The organism is Kocuria sp. MNB10, from assembly GCF_054073685.1.
The window spans coordinates 2766785-2787316 of sequence record NZ_CM133411.1 but is presented as its reverse complement, the minus strand read 5'-3'; the positions used below and the strand labels follow the sequence as shown (position 1 = coordinate 2787316).

Below are 20532 nucleotides of genomic sequence, written 5' to 3'. Positions count from 1 at the left end.
CGTTCCGATTGACCGGAACTTCCATTCATTTTCAACGTAAACATGCAGAATCCTTAGGATCATATCGTCACGTGACGGGTGCTGTCCCCGAACATGACGACACGTCCCGAGGCCAGCGCAGCGGCGTCGGACACCTGCCACGTGTGGCTGTCCGAGCCGCGGAACTGGACGAAATTGAAGCGGTCTGCCGAGTAGATGACGTAGCCGGCTTCGCGCACCGCGGCCAGGAAGGACGTGTCCTCCCCCGTGCTGCGCCGCTGGAACGGGATCTGCCGGAAGACCTGGCGGTAGCCCGTGATCGTGGGCCCCATGACGAAGTCCGTGTATCGGTGCTCGCGGTGTGGGAAGCGCACCAGGGTGGCGTCCTGAGACTCCACGTACATGTAGTGCCCCTGCTTGCCCACCACGTCCGCGTTCGCGTAACGCAGGGCGTCCAAGAGGTCGGCGAGGTAACGCGGGGCGTAGTAGTCGTCGTCGTCCATCTTGGACAGCACGTCCCCGGTGGCGTGCTCGACCGCGAGGTTGAGGCACTCCCCCAGCGTGAGGGACGCGTCCGCGGCCACGGTGGTCACGCGCTGGATCCCGCAGTCCTCGACGACGCGCTGGACGTCCCGCGCCCGCGGGTCGAAGCCGTGGGCCACGAGCACCACGTCCAGCTCCACGTCCACCTGGGCCGCGATCCCGCGCAGGGCGTCCGGGAGTCGATGCGGGCGGTTGGTGCACAGCAACACGGTGACGCTGGGCCGGGTGCGGGCGACGGCGAGCTGCGGGACGACGCGTTCCACGATCGTCTCCACGCGGTGCGTGTAGGTGTGCTGCGCCCAGATCTCGCGCTGCGCGCGGTGTACCATGCGATCTGCCAGTTCCGGGCTGCGCACGAGGGCACGGATGACGTCCGCGGCGTGCTCGCGGTCCGCAACAACGGACAGTTGGTCGTGGGAGAAATACCGTCGCACGGCCTCGGACGGTGTGGAGACCACGGGGGTGCCGCACGCGGTGATCTCGAAGATCCTCCGCGCGCACATGGACGGGGAATCCACGACCGAGTTCACGTTGAGGAAGACCCGGTACGCCTTGTAGGCGGTGAGCATCTGGTCGTAACCCAGCGAGCCCACCACATGCTGGTCCAGGGGCTCGGGGAACTGGTAGCGCTCGTCCTGGCCCAGGTAGCGGGAGAAGATCTCGAGCCCCCTGTCAAGTTTCGCCGAGGCATCATGTGCGCCGCCGAGCAGCACGTCCATCTGCTCGCGCCGCTCGGGGAACTTGTGGGCGAAGTACATCCCCCCGAAGGCCACGTCCCGCTCGTGGAACCCGTTGCGGGGCCGCGCGGGGTTGTGCACGGCGGGTTGCGCGGCGAAGGGTAGCACCCCCACGCGGTCGTGGCCCAGGTCCCGGTGGTAGTCGGGGATCTTGTTGACGTCCGTGGTGAACACGATGTCGAACAGTCGCGCGCACTCCAGGAAGTCGTCGTAGTGCGGCGGGTCCTCCTTGTTCCAGAACACCGTGGGGATTCCCTGCTCGCGGCAGTGGGCCACGAGCTCGCGCATCGACTCCTTCACGCCCGAGGTCCCGGTGAGTTGGTACTGCCACTCGTCCGCGTTGCCGTGCCACGCGGACTCCACGAACAGCAGGTCCACGGGCTGCGCAGCCAGTTCGGCGCGCCAGTCCCGCCGCGTGAGCACCACCTGGTGCCACTCGTAGTGGAAGGCACGCAAGGAGAAGTCGTCCAGGATCACCGCGGCGGTGAGGTCCCCGCGCACCGGTGCGCGCTCGGGCCACTCCTGTGCCGCGAACGAGACCGTGCGCTGCGCGCCGTCGTTCCCGGCGGAGGCGGCGTCGCGGCCGGCTCCGGTGACGACGGCGCTCGCGGACGGTCCCGCGGGCAGTCCCGCCCGGCGCCGGTAGGTCCGCCACTGGGACACCCCGCCGTGGCGCAGGTGCCACAACTGGGTGCGCAGATCACCGGTCAGCGAGCGGGGACTCACGCGTGCACCTCCCGCAGTTCGGTGCGCACGAGCCGATCCATCAGCTCGAACTTACGTTTGTGGGCGGCCAGGTTGTTGCCGGCGGCGAGCTGCTTCATGAACTGCTCGTACTCCTCCGTGACGGTCTCGGGGTCACCGTCCATGAGGGTGTCCCCCTGGTCCAGCCACACCACCCGGGTGCACATCTCCCGTACCTCGTTCATCGAGTGGGATACGAACAGCACACACCCGGCTTGTTCGCGGATCTGGGCCATGCGGGCCTGCCCGCGTTCGCGGAACTGGGCGTCCCCGGTGGACAGAGCCTCGTCCAGGATGAGGATGTGCGGGTCCGTGGCGGTGGCCACGGCGAACCGTAAGCGCGCGGCCATCCCGGAGGAGTATGCCTTCATGGGCCAGTGGATGGCTTTGCCCAGCGCAGCTACCTCCACGAGCTCCGGCAGGATCTCGTCCACCCGGCGCGGGTGCATACCCTGCGCCAGGCAGCCCAGGCGAATGTTCTTCTCCCCGGACAGCGCCGGGACCAGGGAGACGTTGACCCCCAGTTTCACAGGGGTGTCCACTGAGTAGACCCGCCCCGACGTAGGATTTATCTGCCCGGCCACGATGTTCATGAGCGTGGACTTCCCGGACCCGTTGCGCCCGATAAACCCCACGAACTCGCCCTGGTGTACCGCGAGCGTGACGTCGTGGACGGCCAGGTTACGCACGATCGGGGGCCGCCCGAGCGCTCGCCGGGCCCATCGCACCGGCGCGGAGACCGGGACCTCGTCCCCACCGCCCGTGGACGTGACGTTGTAGATCATGCTCACGTGGTCGATCACCACGGCGGGCCCGGCGCCGGGTTCCCGCGCAGGTGCGGGAGCGCCGTCGCCGGGGGCGGGCACACCGCTGAGGCGCTGCGCGGAAACACCCGACGTACCCGGGGCGTGCGATGCGACGCCGTCGTGCCTAGCGTTCATCCGCATAGCTCTCCTCGTTGCGCCAGAACACAAGGAACCCCACGATCAGGATCCCGAGGGATGCCGTGACCAACACGGCCCACGAGGACCAGCTGGGAACCTGCGCGCGCAGCACCAGATCGCGGCTGATGTAGAGCACCTGGTACAGGGGGTTGAAGTGGAACAGGGCCAGAATGCGCTCGTCGTCCACGAAGCGGGAAGGGTCGTAGAAGATGCCGGACGAGTACATCCACAGCCGCATGAAGAAGGACAGGATGTTGGAGACGTCCGGGATCCGGTGCACCGCCGGGGCCAGGAGCATGCCCAGTCCCCAGTTGAAGATGCTCTGCAGTACGAAGACGGGGATCAGCAGCAGCCACGTCCACGAGATGGGCTCCAGGGGCGGGACGATCAGCAGGAACACCAGGATCGCCGCGAGAGCGTAGAGCTGTGTCATGGCATCCCGCACCACGATGGACAGCGTGAGCGCGGCACGCGGGAACATGAAGCCGCGCACAAGCGCCTTGGCGGAGGTCATGGAGCGGGAGACGGAGACGACGGAGCGGGAACTGTACAAGAACATCGTGAGTCCGAGCACGATGAACGCGACGAAGTTGTCGATTCCCCGGCCGGTGCGCAGCAGCAGCCCGAAGATGAGATAGAACGTAAAGCCCAGTAGCAGCGGGTTGAGCACGATCCACGCCTTGCCCAGCAGGGTGTGGTCCTGGCTCACGGCCAGGCGGACACGGGCGTCGTAGAGGATGAAGTAACGGGAGGCCCACAGGTCCTGGAGGTACTTACGCAAGGGCGGGCGGGCGCCCACGGCGTGCATCGCGGTGGGGTCGAAGGTCTCGACGGTGCGGTCCTCCGGTTGCCCGAGTCCCCCGCTGACCTGGGCGGTGCTGCTAGTCATGCTCCGGTCTCCTCGGGGGGTAGATCGCTGTCCGGGGGACGTCTTCATTCAATTCACCATACCGCGTGGAGGCCTGCTGGGCGATCACCCGCCACGTCCTGTGTGCGACTACCCAGTCCCGTCCGGCGTTCGCGAGGCGTTCGCGGCGCTCGGGGTCCCGGGCCAGGCCGAACAGTGTCTCGGCAAGGGTGTCCGGGTCCTCGGGCGGTGTGAGCAGCCCGGTCTCGTCGTGGCGCACGCTCTCGCGCAGGGCGGGCAGATCACTTGCGACCACGGCGGTGCGCGCAGCCATGGCCTCGACCGGCTTCAGGGGGGTCACCGCGCGGGTCACGGAGCGGTCCTTGCGCGGGATCACAAAGACGTCCAGGGCCGCGGTGTACTGCGGTGCGAGGGCTCGGTCCACGCGGCCGGTGAAGGTCACGACGTCCTCGAGACCGAGCTCGCGGGCCAGCCGCTGCAGGGTGGGGCGGGCCACGCCGTCCCCCACCACGAGCACCTCCAGGGACGGTATGTGCGGGCGCAGTTGGGCCGCGGCGCGCAACAGGTCATCAATGCCCTCGTAGTCCACCACGGAGGTCACGGTGCCGATCAGAAACGTCTCTTGGGTGAGGCCCAGGGCGGCGCGGGCGTCGTGTCGGGACGGTGCGTTCTCCACGAGGGCCCCACCCACGGCGTTGGGGGCCAGATCCACGCGCAGGGGGTTTTCGGAGACGGATGCCGGTGTAGGCAGCTCCTCGAGTCGCCGGGCCATTTCCGTGCCCAGCGTCACGGTGCGGTCCGCGGTGGTCACGGCCCACGCCTCGCGAGCCTGGAAGCGCTCGTAGCGCTCGGACGTGAGGGCCTCCGGCGGACGGGTCGCGGCCCACGTGTCCGCGAGGAGTCCGCGAACCTCGTAGACCCACGGGATACCCAAAGCCTGGGCCACCGCGTGTACGGCCAACGCGTTGACATAATGGCTCGTGGCGTGCAGGACAGCGGGCCGCGTGCGCAGCGCGAGCTCCAGTAGCGCGTGCGCGTGTTGCTGCACACGTCCCGTGGCGGTCGCGGACAGCCGCCGCGGAAGCACGCGGTGGTACGGGATGCCGTCCACAACGTCTGTGTGGCGGGCGAGCACCTTGCCCACCTGCACGGGGTACCCCGGGCGGGTCATGGCGTGGACGTCCCACCCCTCGTCCCGCAGTGCGGTGAGGTACGAGTGCGAGCGCTGCGCATAGCCGCTCGCGGTGTGCGGCAGGGAGTTGGTCACGGCGTAGAGCACGGTGCGGTCCCTGGGCCGGTAATCGCGCACAAGTTCCAGCCGCGGGAAGAAGTCGCCCAGCAGGTCCCGCTCGGCGGCCAGGCGGCGCGCGAGGGCTCGTTCACCGCGGGTGGCCCGCCGGAGGGCCTCGGCGTCGCCCAGCACCTCCACGGCGCGGTCCACGTTGCCGTGGTACCACTCGAGGCGCGCGCGGGTCGCAGCCGCTCCCGGATGGTCGGCGGGGAGTGCGGCGAGCAAGCTCGCGGTGAGGCCGGTGTCCCCCATGCTCAGGGCCACTTCCGCGCCGCCGCGTAACGACGCCGATGTGTCTCCGTTCCTGCCCCCCCGCGCCAGGGAGCTCAGCGCCGTTCTCGGCCGCGGCGGGCCCGGACGCGTCTGGTCCGGCCCTGCGTGTTCCCGGTGCTCGTGACCCGGGTCCTGCGTCGTGAGCTCCGAATTCCCTGCAGAGGCGAGAGCGCGGGAGGGGGCGGCGCGAGCAGCGTCGTCGTCCCCCAGGACATGCAGGGCGGTGGCCCGGGCGGCGAGAAAACGCGGGCCGGGGACCCGTGAGAGGATGCGGGCCGCGGGGGTGACCCAGCGCCGCGGCAACCGGCGGGAGACCTGCAACCAGAAGACCACGGGGTCGTCGGTGACGTGCTGGCCGATCGTGCGAGCCGTGAGCCACGCGTTGACCGCGAGTTCACGGGACCGTTCGCGGCGCCGTGAGCTCACGAGGCCATCCGCTCGACGCCACCGAGGCTCCCGTCCGCGACGCCTTGGCGTCGAGAGGCGTGGTCGGTATGTCGAGAGGCGTGGTCGGTGTCAGGGGTGCCGGAATCCGCCTCGGCGGCGGGACGGGCGGTGAACGGCGACTCGCGCGAACCCACCCCCGCGACGCCGCGCGTGACGGCACGCAGCACCCTGCCCAGGCGGGGTAGCACGCCCTGACCGCACGCGCGGGAATACTCGCGGACGGTGGCGCGCAGGTGCTGGTCGTACTGCACGGACAGGTCCGCGTAGTCCGCGTTGTGCCGCACCCATTCCCGGCCGGACCCGCTGGGGACCAGCCGCGAACGGTCGGCCTCGAGCGCGCGCCACAGCGCGGCGATCTGCTCGGGATCGGAGGCCACGATGTCCCCCTCGCCCGCGTCGGTGAGCACATGGGCGGCCTCGCCGCGAACGACCGCGGTGATGTGCCGGCCCACGGCGAGCACCTCGTAGGTCTTGGAGGGGATGGTGTCCTCGAACGACTTCCAGTCGTCACGCAGGGAGATCACGACCGAGTCCGCGTCCCGATAGCGCTCGAACACGCGTTCGCGGTACTCCGGGGGCAGAAACTCCACGTTGGCGCCGAGCCTGTGCGCCAGCTGCTGCAGTGCGGGCTTGCGGCTGCCGTGACCCACGAGTGTGAGACGGACCGAGTCCCCGGCCAGGTGGGCGGCGCGGATGAGCCGGTCCAGGGACTGGGACTCGCCGTGGTTGCCCAGGTACAGCACCCGCAGCGCGCGCCGCCGTGCCGGAGGCGGGGGCAGCTGCGGTGTGCGCTCCAGGAGGATGCCGTTGCGCACCGTGACCACGTTGTGCACCCCTCGTTCGCGCAGGGTGCGCGCGAAGCCCTGGGTCACCGTGACCACGAGGTCCGCGCGGTTCTGCACGTACACCACGGCGCGGTTGACCACGGACTTGGACCCGCCGCGCACCAGGGAGGCGTCCTCGGCCAGGTTGGGCCACGCGTCCCGCATCTCCACGACCAGGGGGATCCCCTTGACGCGCGCCACGAGCAACGCGGACGCCAGCAACGGTAACGACGGCGCCGTGACCACCACGACGTTCTGGCGGCCCGTGAACAGCCCGCGTGCCACGGACGCGGCCGCGCTCACGAGCTGGTCCAGCAACTTCCCGGCGCGATTGTCCCCGAGGAACACGTAGGGCACCCGGTAGATGTGTTCACCCAGGAACCCCGCCTGCCGCCGCCACGCCCGGCCGCGGGTCCGCGTGGAGTAGTCCGGGCCCGCCCCGTAGTGCGCCACGGGACACACCACGGACACGGTCCATCCTCGCTCCCGCAGGTGGCTCACGAGCGAGTACCAGCGCCGCTGGGGCGGCGAGTGCTCGGGCCAGTAGGAACTGGCCATGAGCAGCACCTTCAACGGGGGCTGGTCACCCGGTGGGGTACCGGTTGCGGGGGATGGTGTGCTGTTCATGGGCCTCTCGCGGGGGGGGTCACGAGTCGGGATGAGGGGAGGTGGTCGAGCGGTTACTGGCCTTGCTGGTCCAGGGACGTGGCGTACTGGTCCAGGGTGCCGTCGGAGATGGCCTTGCCGATCCGTTGCATGGCGTCGGTGTCCGCGACGATGATCGACTGGCCGTCCGCGGAGGTGCCCACGCCGTTGTTGGGCACCGTGAACATGTGGATGTCACTGCTGCTCAGGCCCACGAGCTTGGGGGCCTGTTGGGCGATCCACCCGGAGGTGAGGCCGTCACTCACGGTCAGGTACGGGGAGATCTCCTTGACCACCTCGTTGAGTTTCAGCGGATTGGTCAGGGTGCCGGCGCTGACGAGCTTGTTGATCATGGCCTGCAGGTACGCGCGCTGATTGCGCACCCGCTGGTAGTCACCGTCCGAGAACGCATAGCGCTCCCGCACGAACGCGAGCGCCTGTTCCCCGCTCAGCTCCTGGGGCCCGGCCTCGAAGCGGTGTCCGTCCTGGGAAGTGAAGGCCTCGGGGACGTTGACCGTCACCCCGCCCAGGGCATTGGTGAGGCCTTCGAAGCCCGCGAAGTCCACGAGCGCGACCTCGTCCACGCGGGTGCCGAAGTTCTGCTCGATGGTCTCGACCATGAGCGGCATCCCGCCGTGGTCCAGGGCGGCGTTGATCTTGGACTCCCCCACCCCGGGGATGTCCACCCACGTGTCGCGCATGATGGACATGACGTACATCTGCCCCCCGTCCTCGGGGATGTGCAGCAGCATGATGGAGTCCGCGCGGGAGCCGGTGACGTTGGGGTCCACACCGTCGGGGCGCTTGTCCGAACCCAGGAGCAACACGGTGGTGCCGGCGTCCTGGGCGGAGCCCTTGGCCGGGCGGGCCGACTCCTCGGGGAACGCCGATTCCAGGGTCGAGGCCCCACGGTCGAAGTTGCGACCCAGGTTCCACACGAACAGACCGGCGACCACGCCCACGACCAGCAGGAGGGCCAGCACCGTGAGCAGGATGTTGCGTCCGGTGTGTTTTCCGCGCGGGCGGGACTGTTCTTCGTCGAACTCGAACTGGTTCATGGACACGTGGCACTCCGTGGGTGGGGGGTCGGAATCGAGCGACACTCACCGGACAACGCTGCCGCCACGGCGACGCTGGGGATCACGTCCCGGGGGGCGGGCCGTCGGTCAGCGGAGCCGTTGATTGCTATCGCACATAGTACCTACGGCACGCGGTGAATCCATCCCTCGGTCCCGAATTTGTGCTCCACCAGCTCCCGGGCGGCGGCGAGTTCGCTGTCTGAGACCTTACCAACACCGGCCGAGTAGCGTTGCGTGAACGTGCGGGTCAGCGCCGAGATCACGTCCCGGCGGGCCAACCCCGTCTGGCGTCGCAACGGGTCCACGCGCTTCTTCGCGGAGCGGGTGCCCTTGTCCGAGAGCTTCTCCTTGCCGATGCGCAACACGTCCGTCATCTTCTCGGCGTCGATGTCGTAACTCATGGTCACGTGATGCACCATCCCGCCGTTGGCGAAGCGCTTCTGCGCCGCTCCCCCGATCTTGCCCTGGGGCGTGGCGATGTCGTTGAGTGGTACATAGAACGCCTCGACCCCCAGGTCCGCGAAGGCCTGCATGACCCACGCGTCCAGGAACGGGTAGGAATCCGCGAAACTCATCCCGTCCACCAGGGTCTGCGGCACGTACAGCGAGTACGTGATGCAGTTACCGGCCTCCATGAACATGGCCCCACCCCCGGAGACCCGGCGTACCACCTGTATCCCGTGACGCGCGGCCCCCTCCGGGTCCACCTCGTTGCGCACGGACTGGAACGATCCGATGACCACGGCGGGTTCGTCCCAGTCCCAGATCCGCAGCGTGGGATGGCGGTGTCCCGCGCCCACCTCCTTGGCGAGAACCTCGTCCAGTGCGAGGTTCTCGAGGGTGGGGCGCACCTGCGCGGGGATCACCTCCCACGCGTGATCGGACCAGCTCGTGGCCCGGTCCAGCGCGCGGCGCACCGCGATCACCACGGCGCGCGCGTCGAAGCCGAACAGCACGGCGTCGCGAGGCACGGCCGCCTCGATCCGCTCGACCATGTCCTGCGGCGACGTGTCCTCGGCCAGACCGGTCAGGGCCGCATTGATGTCCGCGAGCGCCTCGTCCGGTTCCAGGAAGAAGTCCCCGTTGATGGACACGTTCTCCAGGTGTCCGTCCGTGACGTCGAAGTCCGCGACCACCAGTTTCCCGCCGGGGACCTTGTACTCCCCGTGTGCGCTCGTCGTGTTCATTCACTGACCTCCGCTGCGTGTGGTGGCCCGGGGCACCCCCGGTGTGACCTGCGGGGCGGGGGTCCCGTCCCCGGAGGGCGACGCGGTGGCGCTCGGCCGGGCCGTGGCGTGTTCCGTCTCGATGGTAAGCACCGTGGTGGTGCCGGCGGGCATCGAGACCGCGAACGACGTCGCTCCCGGCAGTACTCCCGCGACCTCGGGTCGGTCGGCGGGCGGGGTGATGGGCAGGCCGTAGCCGTCCACGCTCACCGCGCCGTCGGCCGAGGGGCGTAGTGCGTTCTCCACGCTCAGGTGCACGCGCGGGTCCGCGGGGTACGACGACGTCGCCCCCGGTGCGGCGTCGTCCGTCGCCTGCTCCCCGGCTGTAGCGCCGTCGGGTGAGCCCGGGGCGTCCGCGGCGTCGCTCATCGGAGCGGTGGCGCGCCACGAGCCGCCGCGCAACTGGGACTGCGTGACGCGCTGCACCGGCCCGGGCGTGGTGACCGTGGTGGTGCGGGGGCCCGCGGTGGCCGGGTTCCGGAAGTCGGAGAGCACGAGCGAGGTGCTCCCGTCCGCGTGGGTCACCGCGAACGCCGTGAGGTCCTCGGACCCGGTGCGCGCCGGAGTCATGGTGCCCTGCGGAATGCTCGCGATCAACGCGAGCGCGAGGCCGTTGGCGCGCAGCCCGAAGCGTTCGCCGGGCGAGCCCACGGTGCCGTCCGAGCACAGCGGGGACATGGGCGGGCCACCGTGGCACGGGCCCAGGGACGAGTGCGCGGTGACCCGTTCCGCGGCGAGCGCCTGGACCCGGACGGAGTAGTCGGCCTGGTAGACGGCGGCGGCCAGGGTCTCCGTGATCTGGTTCCCGCCGGGGCACGAGGACAGCGAGGTCTCGGTGATCCACAGCGGTACGCGGTGCTCGTCCGCCACGGAGCGGGCGCGGGAGACCAGGGCGTCCACGCGCTCGCGGGTCTGCGGGGCCACCGCGTTGGTCACCGTGGGCTTCTGCCGGGTCCACCGCGTCCCACACTCGGAGAGTGGGTATTGGTGCAGTGCGAGCGCGAAGGGAGCCGTGCCCGGGGCCTCGGCGGCGACTTCCCACCACGGATCGGAATAGGCCCCCGGTGCCACGATGCGCAGGTGCGGAACCTTCCGGTGCACCGCGCGGGCGTAGGCGGTGAGTTGACGAGCGTAGACCGTCCGGTTCCACTCCGGTCCCTTGACGTTGAGGGGATCGTCCGAGCCCCGGTGAAACCCGTTGGGCTCGTTACCGATCATCAGCCCCACGAACCGGTCCCCGAACGCCGCACGCGCGTGCGCCGCCAGATCTGCCGCCCGGTCCGGGTCGTAGCGGGCCAGGTTGGCACTCAGGATCACGGACGTCCCCGTACGGCGGGCGAGGACCGCGACGCGTTCCAGGTCCGTCGGGGTGACCTTCGTGATCTTCTCCCCCTTGGCAAGGGGCCAGTCGGTGGGGATCGGTTCGTCGGTCGAGGTGAAGAAGAAGCGCCGGTCCGTGGAGTTGCCCCCGAAGCGCAGGGTCGGTTCATGGAGGGACTGCAGGATCGAGACGAGGTCGTGATTGTCCTCCTCCAGCCGAGGGTCCGCCAGATCCGTGGACTCCAAGGACAGCCCCACGGAACCGTGCCGGTAGTCCTCGTCCCCGGGACTCGTCCGGCTCAGGGTCACCCGCACGGTGGGATCGTTCTTGCGGGGTGCACTCCCCGGATAGGTCTCGGGGAGGTCCCGGACGGCCGCCACGAGACCCGGGTCCACGGCATGCAACGGCGCATTACGGGCCACCCCGGGAACGGGTCCGGTGGGCTCGGGCGCCGACGACGCGGACGGGTCGGGCTGCGGTCCCGCGCAGGCGGTCGCGCACAACAGGACGGTGCTCAGGATGGCGAGCGCGCGGCGTCGTACCGGGAGCCTGCGGTGTGGGAGGGACGATGCGCTCGGCCCGGAGCACGCGGGGGCCTGCGACGAACGGGACGGATTGGGTGACGGTGCGGTGCGCCCCGGGGTGACGGGAGGGCGGGGGGAGGTCCTCACGGGCCCAGCGTACCGGGATGCGCGCGGCCCGGATCGACTGTGCGTCGCCGCGGGCGTATCATAGTGCGTTGGTGTGCCCACGTTCGGGTGCGCCGCATCCGAGCAACGCCGTGCCTGGCAAAATCCAGACACCTACAGAAGGTTGACACCATGAAGGCTGACATTCACCCGGATTACCACCCGGTCCTGTTCCGCGATCTCGCGTCCGGCAAGGTCGTGCTGACCCGTTCCACCGCCACCTCCTCTAAGACGGAGACGTGGGAGGACGGCAACGAGTACCCCATCATTGAGGTCGAGATCTCCTCCGAGTCGCACCCGTTCTACACCGGCAAGCAGCGCATCATGGACTCCGCCGGCCGTGTGGAGCGCTTCAACCAGCGGTTCGCGAACTTCGGGAAGTCCGGCAAGTAAGTCCGAACTTCTCCCCCGACGCCCGGTCCACCTTTCGGTGGGCCGGGCGTCGTCGTGTGCGGGCACGTGACGACATGAAACATGTAATCGTCATCAAAATGTGATCTCTCCCCTAGGATGGTCGAGGCTCTATCCCCCCAGGTTCCGGTGCTCCCCCCTCTTTCGTGCCGGGACCACCGAAAGGTCTCCCCCACCTATGAGTTCTGCACACCTGCACTCCCCCCTGCCCCCTGCCACAACTCCCCCGTCGACTGGTTCCATGGGCGCCTTGGTTCGCCGCGCGGTCCTGCCTCTCGCGGTCACCGCCGCATTGGCACTGACCGCACAACCCGCCGTGGCCGCGCCCACCAACCCGGCCGCCGGCCCGGACGCCCCCGCCGCCACGGTGCCCTCCGATCCGCCCACCGAATCCGATCGCGTGATCGTGAAGTTCCGGGACACCGCGGCCCCGGAAGCCGCCAAGGAGAAGGTCGTGGACACCGCCGCCCACCAGGCGCTGGGTGACACCAAGACCCCCGAGGTCGAGGAACACGTCAAGCAGACCACCACGCGAGCGGACGTCATCAAACTGGACCGCGAGTTGGACGAGTCCGAGCAGAAGGACCTCGTGCGCGAGATCGAGGCCAACCCCGCCGTCGAATACGCGGAAGCGGACCGGCTCGCCTCCGTGTCCTGGGTGCCCAACGACACCTATACCCAGTTCCAGTGGAGCCTGCTCCCCCAGCAGGGCGGCGTGAACTTCCCCGCCGCGTGGGACATGTCCCGCGGCAACGGACAGACCATCGCCGTGCTGGACACCGGGATCACCCCGCACGGGGACCTGGACTCCAAGGTGGTGCCCGGACGGGACTTCATCAACGACACGAACCTCTCCCGAGACTACGACCTGCGTGACGCCAACCCCCGCGACGAGGGCGACTGGAGTGCTCCCGGCGAGTGCTCCGCTGGAGCCCGCAACTCCTCGTGGCACGGGACCCACGTGGCCGGTCTCGCCGCCGGTGTGACCCACAACGGGGCGGGGATCAGCGGCGCGGCACCCGGCGCCAAGATCCTCCCCGTGCGCGTGCTCGGCAAGTGCACCAACGGGTGGGTCTCGGACATCGCGGACGGCATCTCGTGGTCCGCGGGTGCTCCCGTGGCCGGACAGCCGGCCAACCGCAATCCCGCGTCCGTGATCAACCTGTCCCTGAACTACCCGGGCCAGTGCGGCACCACGATGCAGAACGCGATCAACACCGCGGTCAGCCGTAAGGTCCCCGTGGTCGTGGCCGCAGGCAACAGCTCGGTCAACGCCGGTGGCACGGCGCCCGCCAACTGCGCGAACACCATCGTGGTGGGCGCCTCGGACACCACGGGCTACACCGCCGGCTACTCCAACACCGGCGCGGTCGTGGACATCCTGGCCCCGGGCGGGACCGCCGCCAACCCCATGCTCTCCACGTTCAACTCCGGCACCACGGTCCCGGGTGCTCCTACTTACGGCAACCTCTACGGGACCTCGATGGCCACCCCGCTGGTCTCCGGCACCGTGGCGCTCATGAAGCAGCGGGACCCCGGGCTCACCCCTGCGCGGATCGAGCAGCTGCTGACCTCCACCGCGAGCGGCCCGCTGGGTTCGCTCAACCTGGACCCCACCGCCGCCGTGCGCGCCGTCATGCCCCGCACCACCGTTCAGGCGTCCTACACCGCCGCGGGTGGGATCGGTTCCAAGTGGCGTGCCACCGGTGGCGCCGCCAAGTGGGGCAACCCCGTGATGAACGAGGCCAACGCCGCCAACGGTGGTCGCTACCAGGAGTTCGTGAAGAACGGACACAAGACCACCATTTACTGGAGCCGCTCCACGGGCGCTTACGTGGTGGAGAACCCCACGGCCATCGGTTCCAGGTTCATCGCCGCCGGCCGCGAGCGCGGTTACGGGTACCCCAGCTCGGACGAGCGCCGGGTCCCCGGCGGCGCCTACCAGCTCTTCCGCAACGGGTCCTCGCTCACCAAGGTGCTGTGGACCCCCGCCACGGGCCCTCATGCCGTGAAGGAGACCGGCGGGATCGGTGGCGCGTGGAAGCGCGCGGGCTTCGAACGCGGATGGGGTTGGCCCGTCACAGATGAGTACCGCAGCGGCGGCGAGGTGCTCCAGCGCTTCTCCAACGGCGTGACCGCCCACTGGACCCCCCAGCGCGGCGTGTGGACCACCCGCTGACCCCTCCCCCGGTCGCCCCCTCCCTCGTGAGGGACATCGACAACGCCGCAGGGCGGTTCCCTTCCCGGGGAACCGCCCTGCGGTCATTCCCGGCCCGTATCCGCCGACGGCGTACTGCCACCTCTGCGCCTCGCGCGGCTCCCAGCTACCGCCGCGCCGTCCAGCAACTCTGATGCACTCCGAGGCCACGAAAGACCCCCGCGAATGGCCTCGGGGTGCCCAGAGACTCGTGGGTGGCCTTAGGGTGCCTGAAAGTTCATGGGTGGGCATGCGGTGCGGGGCAGCAAGATGGGCCAGGATGGCACCCGGACGAAATCGCGGCGGTCACCCTCGCGGGCGGGTCTCCCAGAACGCCACCGCGCTCGCCGCGGCCACGTTGAGCGAGTCCACGCCGTGGCTCATGGGGATGATCACGTGCCGCTCGGCGTGATGCAGCGTGGCCGCGCTCAGCCCCTGGCCCTCGGTCCCGAGGATCAACGCCAACTTCTCCGGGTGCTCGGCCGCGAGCTCGTCCACCGTGACGGCGTCGTCGGACAGGGCGAGGGCCGCCGTGAGGAACCCCGCGTCTTTCACTTTCTGCAGATCCGCGGTCCAGTGCTCCAGGCGCACCCACGGGACCTGGAACACGGTTCCCATGGACACGCGCACCGCGCGGCGGTACAAAGGGTCCGCACAGCGCGGGGTGACCAGAACGGCGTCGACGTCCAGGGCCGCGGCGGAACGGAAGATTGCGCCCACATTGGTATGGTCCACGATGTCCTCGAGGATCGCCACGCGCCGTGACCGTGCGAGGACCTCGGTGAGCTCGAGGGGCTCGGGGCGCTGCATGGCCGCGATCGCGCCGCGATGCAGGTGGAACCCGGTGATGCGCTCGAGCACCTCGTCGGAGCCCACGTACACGGGCACGTCGTAGCGTTCGAGCACGTCGCGCAGCCCCTCGAGCCACTTCTCGGCCATGAAGAACGAGCGCGGTCGGTGGCCGGCGTCGAGCGCTCGGCGCAGCACCTTGGAGGACTCCGCGAGGTAGAGCCCGCGCTCGGGTTCCAGCCGACGCCGCAGGGCCACGTCCGTGAGGCTCGTGTAGTCGGCGACGCGCGGGTCCGCGGGGTCGGTCAGCGGGACGATGCGTTCGGACAGGGGCGCGGAAGTGCTCACGGACATCCTGGGGATCGGAGGAACAAGGTTCTGGAGGAAAAGGGGTGCGGCGGAACGGGGCCCGCGGAACGACGGCACGATAAAACGGGTAACGGTCAGAACAGCTGCGAGACCATGTTGGCCAGGGCCACGAGCCCCAGGACCACGATCACGGCGCGCAGCGCCACCGGGGACAGCCGCTTAACGATCTTGGCGCCCAGCCACGACCCCAGAGTGGAGCTCAGGGCGATGAACACCACGACCCACCAGTTGATCCGGTCGAATGCGAGCAGCACGTAGGACACCGCCGCCACGATATTCACCGCCGCGACCAGGGCGTTCTTGACCGCGTTCGCCGATTGCAGCGGGGCCAACAGGAACACACCCAGGATGCCCACGAGCAACACGCCCTGCGCGGCCACGAAGTACCCGCCGTAGATGCCCGCGAAGAACACGAGCACGTACAACATCAAGGGTTGCTTGGACCGGTCCACGGCCTCGGTGTCCGTGGCCGTCTCCCCCGCCTGCGGGGCATCCAGGCCGCCGGCCGCGGCGTCCCGGGCCTGACGTTCCTTGCGCTCGCGGACCCTGGCCTGGAGCGTGGGTTGGAACACCACGAACAGCAGCGCGACCACGATCAGCACGGGCGCGGCCACACCGAAGACTTCCTCGGGCAGGTGCAGCAGCAGGGAAGCGCCGATCACACCGCCCAGGATCGAGCACGGCAGCAGTTTCACCAGCGTGCGGGTCAGCCCACGCAGTTCACTGCGGTAGCTCCACGCGCCGGTGAGGTTACCGGCGATCAGCCCCATGGCGTTGGACATGGACGCCGTGACCGGGGGAACCCCCATGGTCACGAGCACCGGGAACGTCACGAGCGTGCCGGACCCCACGATGGTGTTGATCGTCCCGGCCCATAACCCGGCCACGAGGATCAGCAGCACCTGCCACCACTCGAAGCCCACGGTCCCGCCGGAACCGAAGAACTCCGTGGGGACCATGGCGGAGGACAGTGTCAGCATGGAGGCGGATCAGCGGGCGAACGCCGCGTAACGATCGGACACGCGCACCAGCTTGAGGGGCATGTCGAAGGTGTGGGAGAGATTCTTCTGCGTCATCACCTGCGCCACCGGACCGGCTGCCACGATGGCACCCTCACGCAGCAACAGCGCGTGGGTGAACCCGTCCGGGACCTCCTCGAGGTGGTGGGTCACCATGACCGTGGCCGGGGCGGCCTCGTCCCGGGCGAGTTCATCGAGGCGCTGCACGAGCTTCTCGCGCCCGCCCACATCCAGACCGGCGGCGGGTTCGTCGAGCAACAACAGTTCGGGGTCGGTCATCAGGGCGCGGGCGATCAGAACACGCTTGCGCTCGCCCTCGGACAAGGTGCCGTACGTGCGCTCGCGCAGGGCCCCCAAGCCCCAGGCCTCGAGCAGTTCCTCACTGCGCTGGATGTCGGCGTCGTCGTACTCCTCACGCCAGCGCCCCGTGACGCCGTAGGCCGCGGTGAGCACCACATTGGCCACGGTCTCCGCATGCGGGATCTGACCGGCCAGGGGTGCGGAGCTCACACCGATCCGCGGGCGCAGCTCGAAGACGTCCACCGCGCCGAGGATCTCGTCGAGGATGTCCACCATGCCGCGCGTGGGGTGCAACCGGGCGGCGGCGATCGACAACAGCGTGGACTTACCCGCGCCGTTGGGGCCCAGGATGACCCACCGTTCCCCGTCCCGCACGGTCCAGTTCACGCCGTCCAACAGGGTCTTCTCGCCGCGGACCACCGTGACGTCCACCAGATCAAGCACTGAACTCATGACGGCAACTCTAGTGCCCCGCGCGCGCCGGTTCGCGGTCCGGCGCTCCGTGGCAACCCGGCCCGGTCACAGATCCAGGAAGAAGCGCAGGGCGTCCAGGTTGGGGATGCTCACCTGGGTGTCCGCGACCTCCCGCAGCGCGGGCTTGGCCCGGTACGCCACGGACAGCCCGGCTGCGCGGGCCATGTCGATGTCGTTGGCGCCGTCCCCCACGGCCATGACGTCCTCCGGTGCCACGCCCAATTCCTGGGCCCATTGCCCCATGACCTCCGCCTTCATGGCGCGGTCCACGATGCGCCCAGCCACGCGTCCCGTGAGCACGCCGTCCTGGATCTCGAGCTCGTTGGCGGCCGCGCGGGTGAGTTCCAGGTGCGCCGCGAGCGGGTCCAGCACCTGGCTGAAGCCGCCCGAGACCGCGGCCACCGCGTGTCCCTCGCGCAGCAGGGTCTGCACGAGCACCTTGGCTCCGGGCGAGAGCCGTACGGCGGCAGCGACGTCGTCGATCGCCGAGGCGGGCAGTCCCTCCAGGACGGCCACGCGCTCGCGCAGGGACGCCGCGAAGTCGATCTCACCGCGCATCGCGCGTTCCGTGACCGCGGCGACCTCCGCCTCGCGGCCCACGTGGGCGGCGAGCAGTTCGATGACCTCCTGGCGGATGAGCGTGGAATCCACGTCCAGCACCACGAGCTTCTTGCGGGACTGGTCGAACCAGGTGTGCGGCACCACGTTGAGGTCGATCCCCGGCAGCAACTGCCGCTGCGGGTCCGGTTGCAAGGCGCGGCGCAACTGTTGCGGGTCCTCGGTCTGCACGCGCACGGTCAGGGCGTTGTAGCCCTCCACGTCCGCAGCCTGCCCGTCCGACGCGGTCCCCGTGACCCGCACCCAGTTGTGCGTCTCGACCACGGCACCGGCACGTTCCACGGCGTCGAGGACGGCTTCGGTGGCACCGTCCTCCGGGGACACGGCCAGGGCGACGACAGCACAGTTCAGGGACATGGTCGCAGTTTATCGGCCCCGCGGAAGCGCGCACAAAGAAGGCACCGGCACGACGCCGCTCGGCCCGTTCCCGGGCCGAGGGCACGTAGCCTTGCGGCGTTAGGAAGGCTCAGCGCGGCGTCGTCGGCAGGGCGCGGTGCTTCCCGGGGGTGCCCACGCGCGAGGGCCACCACGAGCGGGGGCCGAGGTCCAGGGCCAGGGCGGGCACCAGCAGCGAGCGCACGATGATCGTGTCCATGAGCACCCCGATCGTCACGATGATGGCCAGCTGCACCAGGAACAGGATGGGCAGCACGGCCAGCGCGGCGAACGTCGCGGCCAGCACGATGCCCGCGGAGGTGATGACCCCGCCGGTGGTGATGAGTCCGGCCAGCACGCCCTTGCGGTGGCCCGCGGTGACGACTTCCTCGCGCACGCGGCTCATGAGGAAGATGTTGTAGTCGATCCCCAGCGCCACGAGGAACACGAAGCTGAACAGTGGCACGGTGGGGTCTGCCTGGTTGATGTCCATGAGGTGGAAGACCAGGGTGGCCACGCCGAGCGCGGAGAAGAAGGACAGCACGGTGGTGGCGATCAACAGCACGGGCATCAGGATGCTGCGCAGCAACACCATGAGGATGAGCAGGATCACCGCCAGGATGATGGGGATGATCAGCGCGCGGTCACGTTCGGACGCGGCGATCGTGTCCACCTGCACGGCGGTGGTCCCGCCGATCTTCGCGTCGGGGGTGATCCCGGCGAGATCATCGCGTAAGCGGGTGACCGTGGCCTGGGCCTCCTCGGAGTCGGACGCGTAGGTGAGGGTCGCCTGGATCAGCACGTCCCCGTTGCTCACGGTGGGTTCCGCGTTCGCCAGGGGTCCGCCCTGCGGCGTGGGATACGGCAGGGTCCCGTTCGGGGAGTCCTGGGCGGTGAACGCGACGGACGCGACGTCGTCGTCCTGGGACAACCGCTCGGCAACCGCCTGGGCGTCCTCCTGCGGGGCCAGGACGTACACGGGATCCCCCGCGCCGCCCGGGAAGTGACGCTCGATGACCGCCAGACCGTCGCGGGCCTCGGACTCCCCCAGCACGAATTCGGACTGCGGGACGCCGTCCGCGTCGAGCTGGCTCGCGCCCACGGCGGCGGCGCCCAGCACGACGGCGCACACGAGCCACACCGCGCGCGACCTCCGGTCCACGAGGCGCGCCACGGAGGGCCACAGCCCCTTGTGGTCGTAGGGGTTCATGGCCTGCTCGTGGGTCTCGGGGTTCTCGTCCACGCGCGGCATCTGGGGCCACAGGGCCACCCGACCGAACAGGGCGAGCAGCGCTGGCAGCAGCGTGAGACCGGCGAGGATCGCGAAGACCACGCCCATGGCGGTGGCCGGACCCACGCCGCGGTTGGAGGTCAGGGCGGAGAACAGCAGGCACAACAGACCCGCGATGACCGTGGTCCCGGACGCCAGCACGGCGGGCACGGTGCCCTTCCAGGCCATACGGGTCGCGGTCCAGCGCGACGGCGTGTGGTGCAGGGCCTCGCGGAACCGCGCGGTGTAGAGCAGCCCGTAGTCGGTGGCCGCACCGATCACCACGATCGACATGATCCCCTGCGTCTGCCCGCTGAGATCGATCCAGCCCTGCTGGGCCAGGAAGTAGACGGTGATGATCGCCCCGCACAGCGCGCCCACGCTCGTGAGCAATACTAGGAACGGCAACAGCGGCGAGCGGTAGACGATCACCAGGATCACGAGCACCGCCACGAGGGCCACGATCAGCAGCAGCCCGTCGATACCCGCGAACGCCGCCGAGAGGTCCGCCACGAGTCCCGCCGGACCGGTCACGGCCACCGACAGTCCCTCGGGGGTGTCCTCGGCCAGTCGCTCGCGCAGGTGTTCGACCACGGTGCCGGTGTCCGCCTCCGAGCTCACCAGGGCGATGATCTCCACGGCCTTGCCGTCCTCGCTCGGGATGGGCGGGGAGACCTCCAGGACGTCCTGGATCTCACCCAGGGCCTGCACGTTCGTCCCGATCGCGCGTAGTTGCCGCGGCGTGATCTCGTTCTCGGACTCCATGACCACGATGGCCGGCACACCGTCCGAATCCTGGAACTCCCCGAGCCGGTCCTGGACCTGTGTGGCCTGCGAGTCCACGGGCAGGAAGTCCGTCTGCGAGTTGGACACCACGTCCGAGAGCTTGCCGAACGTGGGTCCGCCCACGCCCATGACCCCCAGCCACGCAAGCACGAGCACCACGGGGATCAGCCTGCGCACCCACCCCGGCCGCTTTCCGCCCGCGTCCGGTCCGGCGCTCTTGGTGTCCTCCGCGTGCTCGGGGACGGGGCGGGTGGGGCTACTGGGCATGTCTCACCTGTGGGGTCTCGGCGCGGGGGTGGTCACCGGTCGTGCCC

The 20532-nt window shown here is 69.6% G+C and carries 15 protein-coding genes; 2 read left to right on the top strand and 13 right to left on the bottom strand.

Annotated features, from left to right (window positions below; all coding sequences use genetic code 11):
- Positions 1 to 59 precede the first annotated feature (59 nt).
- From ACW9PK_RS12715 to ACW9PK_RS12680, 8 genes are all read right to left on the bottom strand, one after another.
- On the bottom strand, positions 60 to 1985 hold the full coding sequence (locus tag ACW9PK_RS12715) for a glycosyltransferase family protein (RefSeq protein ID WP_457016126.1): 1926 nt from the start codon (positions 1983 to 1985) through the stop codon (positions 60 to 62).
- Complete coding sequence (locus ACW9PK_RS12710) at positions 1982 to 2944, bottom strand: ABC transporter ATP-binding protein (RefSeq protein WP_457016125.1); 963 nt, start codon at positions 2942 to 2944, stop codon at positions 1982 to 1984. The genes ACW9PK_RS12715 and ACW9PK_RS12710 overlap by 4 nt, the downstream gene beginning before the upstream one ends.
- Positions 2934 to 3836, bottom strand: a complete 903-nt coding sequence (locus ACW9PK_RS12705; RefSeq protein ID WP_457016123.1) for an ABC transporter permease — start codon at positions 3834 to 3836, stop codon at positions 2934 to 2936. The genes ACW9PK_RS12710 and ACW9PK_RS12705 overlap by 11 nt, the downstream gene beginning before the upstream one ends.
- A complete protein-coding gene (locus ACW9PK_RS12700) occupies positions 3829 to 5805 on the bottom strand; it encodes a glycosyltransferase family 4 protein (RefSeq protein ID WP_457016121.1) in 1977 nt (658 codons plus the stop codon). The genes ACW9PK_RS12705 and ACW9PK_RS12700 overlap by 8 nt, the downstream gene beginning before the upstream one ends.
- Positions 5802 to 7208, bottom strand: coding sequence for a glycosyltransferase family 4 protein (locus tag ACW9PK_RS12695; RefSeq protein WP_457016119.1), 1407 nt, complete (start codon positions 7206 to 7208; stop codon positions 5802 to 5804). Before ACW9PK_RS12695 ends, ACW9PK_RS12700 begins: the two co-directional genes overlap by 4 nt.
- A 122-nt stretch (positions 7209 to 7330) precedes the next feature.
- Entirely contained in the window at positions 7331 to 8353 is a 1023-nt protein-coding gene (locus ACW9PK_RS12690) for an LCP family protein (RefSeq protein WP_240505726.1), read from the bottom strand.
- Positions 8354 to 8496: 143 nt separating this feature from the next.
- Positions 8497 to 9561 carry a lipoyl protein ligase domain-containing protein gene (locus ACW9PK_RS12685; protein WP_457016117.1) on the bottom strand — a complete coding sequence of 355 codons (1065 nt, stop codon included), beginning with the start codon at positions 9559 to 9561 and terminating at the stop codon, positions 8497 to 8499.
- Complete coding sequence (locus tag ACW9PK_RS12680) at positions 9562 to 11592, bottom strand: hypothetical protein (RefSeq protein ID WP_457016116.1); 2031 nt, start codon at positions 11590 to 11592, stop codon at positions 9562 to 9564. It abuts the gene before it with no gap.
- Between the two features lie 150 nt (positions 11593 to 11742).
- Between ACW9PK_RS12680 and ACW9PK_RS12675 the strand changes: the two genes are divergently transcribed.
- Together ACW9PK_RS12675 and ACW9PK_RS12670 are read left to right on the top strand one after the other, a co-directional pair.
- The gene (locus ACW9PK_RS12675) at positions 11743 to 12003 is read left to right on the top strand and encodes a type B 50S ribosomal protein L31 (RefSeq protein ID WP_035962003.1); all 261 of its coding nucleotides are present in this window, start codon (positions 11743 to 11745) and stop codon (positions 12001 to 12003) included.
- 259 nt (positions 12004 to 12262) lie between these two features.
- Positions 12263 to 14200 (top strand): S8 family serine peptidase, encoded by a 1938-nt coding sequence (locus ACW9PK_RS12670; protein ID WP_457016115.1) that lies wholly within the window; start codon positions 12263 to 12265, stop codon positions 14198 to 14200.
- Positions 14201 to 14524: 324 nt separating this feature from the next.
- On the opposite strand, the gene ACW9PK_RS12665 is transcribed toward ACW9PK_RS12670, so the two are convergent.
- The 5 genes from ACW9PK_RS12665 to ACW9PK_RS12645 all read right to left on the bottom strand — a co-directional run bounded on the left by ACW9PK_RS12665 (position 14525) and on the right by ACW9PK_RS12645 (position 20485).
- Complete coding sequence (locus ACW9PK_RS12665; RefSeq protein WP_457016114.1) at positions 14525 to 15355, bottom strand: TrmH family RNA methyltransferase; 831 nt, start codon at positions 15353 to 15355, stop codon at positions 14525 to 14527.
- Between the two features lie 95 nt (positions 15356 to 15450).
- On the bottom strand, positions 15451 to 16356 hold the full coding sequence (locus ACW9PK_RS12660) for a sulfite exporter TauE/SafE family protein (protein WP_457016113.1): 906 nt from the start codon (positions 16354 to 16356) through the stop codon (positions 15451 to 15453).
- A gap of 9 nt (positions 16357 to 16365) precedes the next feature.
- Positions 16366 to 17148, bottom strand: a complete 783-nt coding sequence (locus tag ACW9PK_RS12655) for an ABC transporter ATP-binding protein (protein WP_368835322.1) — start codon at positions 17146 to 17148, stop codon at positions 16366 to 16368.
- Positions 17149 to 17214: 66 nt separating this feature from the next.
- Entirely contained in the window at positions 17215 to 18144 is a 930-nt protein-coding gene (gene serB, locus ACW9PK_RS12650; RefSeq protein ID WP_239321601.1) for a phosphoserine phosphatase SerB, read from the bottom strand.
- A gap of 109 nt (positions 18145 to 18253) precedes the next feature.
- Complete coding sequence (locus ACW9PK_RS12645) at positions 18254 to 20485, bottom strand: MMPL family transporter (protein WP_457016111.1); 2232 nt, start codon at positions 20483 to 20485, stop codon at positions 18254 to 18256.
- Positions 20486 to 20532: the final 47 nt, after the last annotated feature.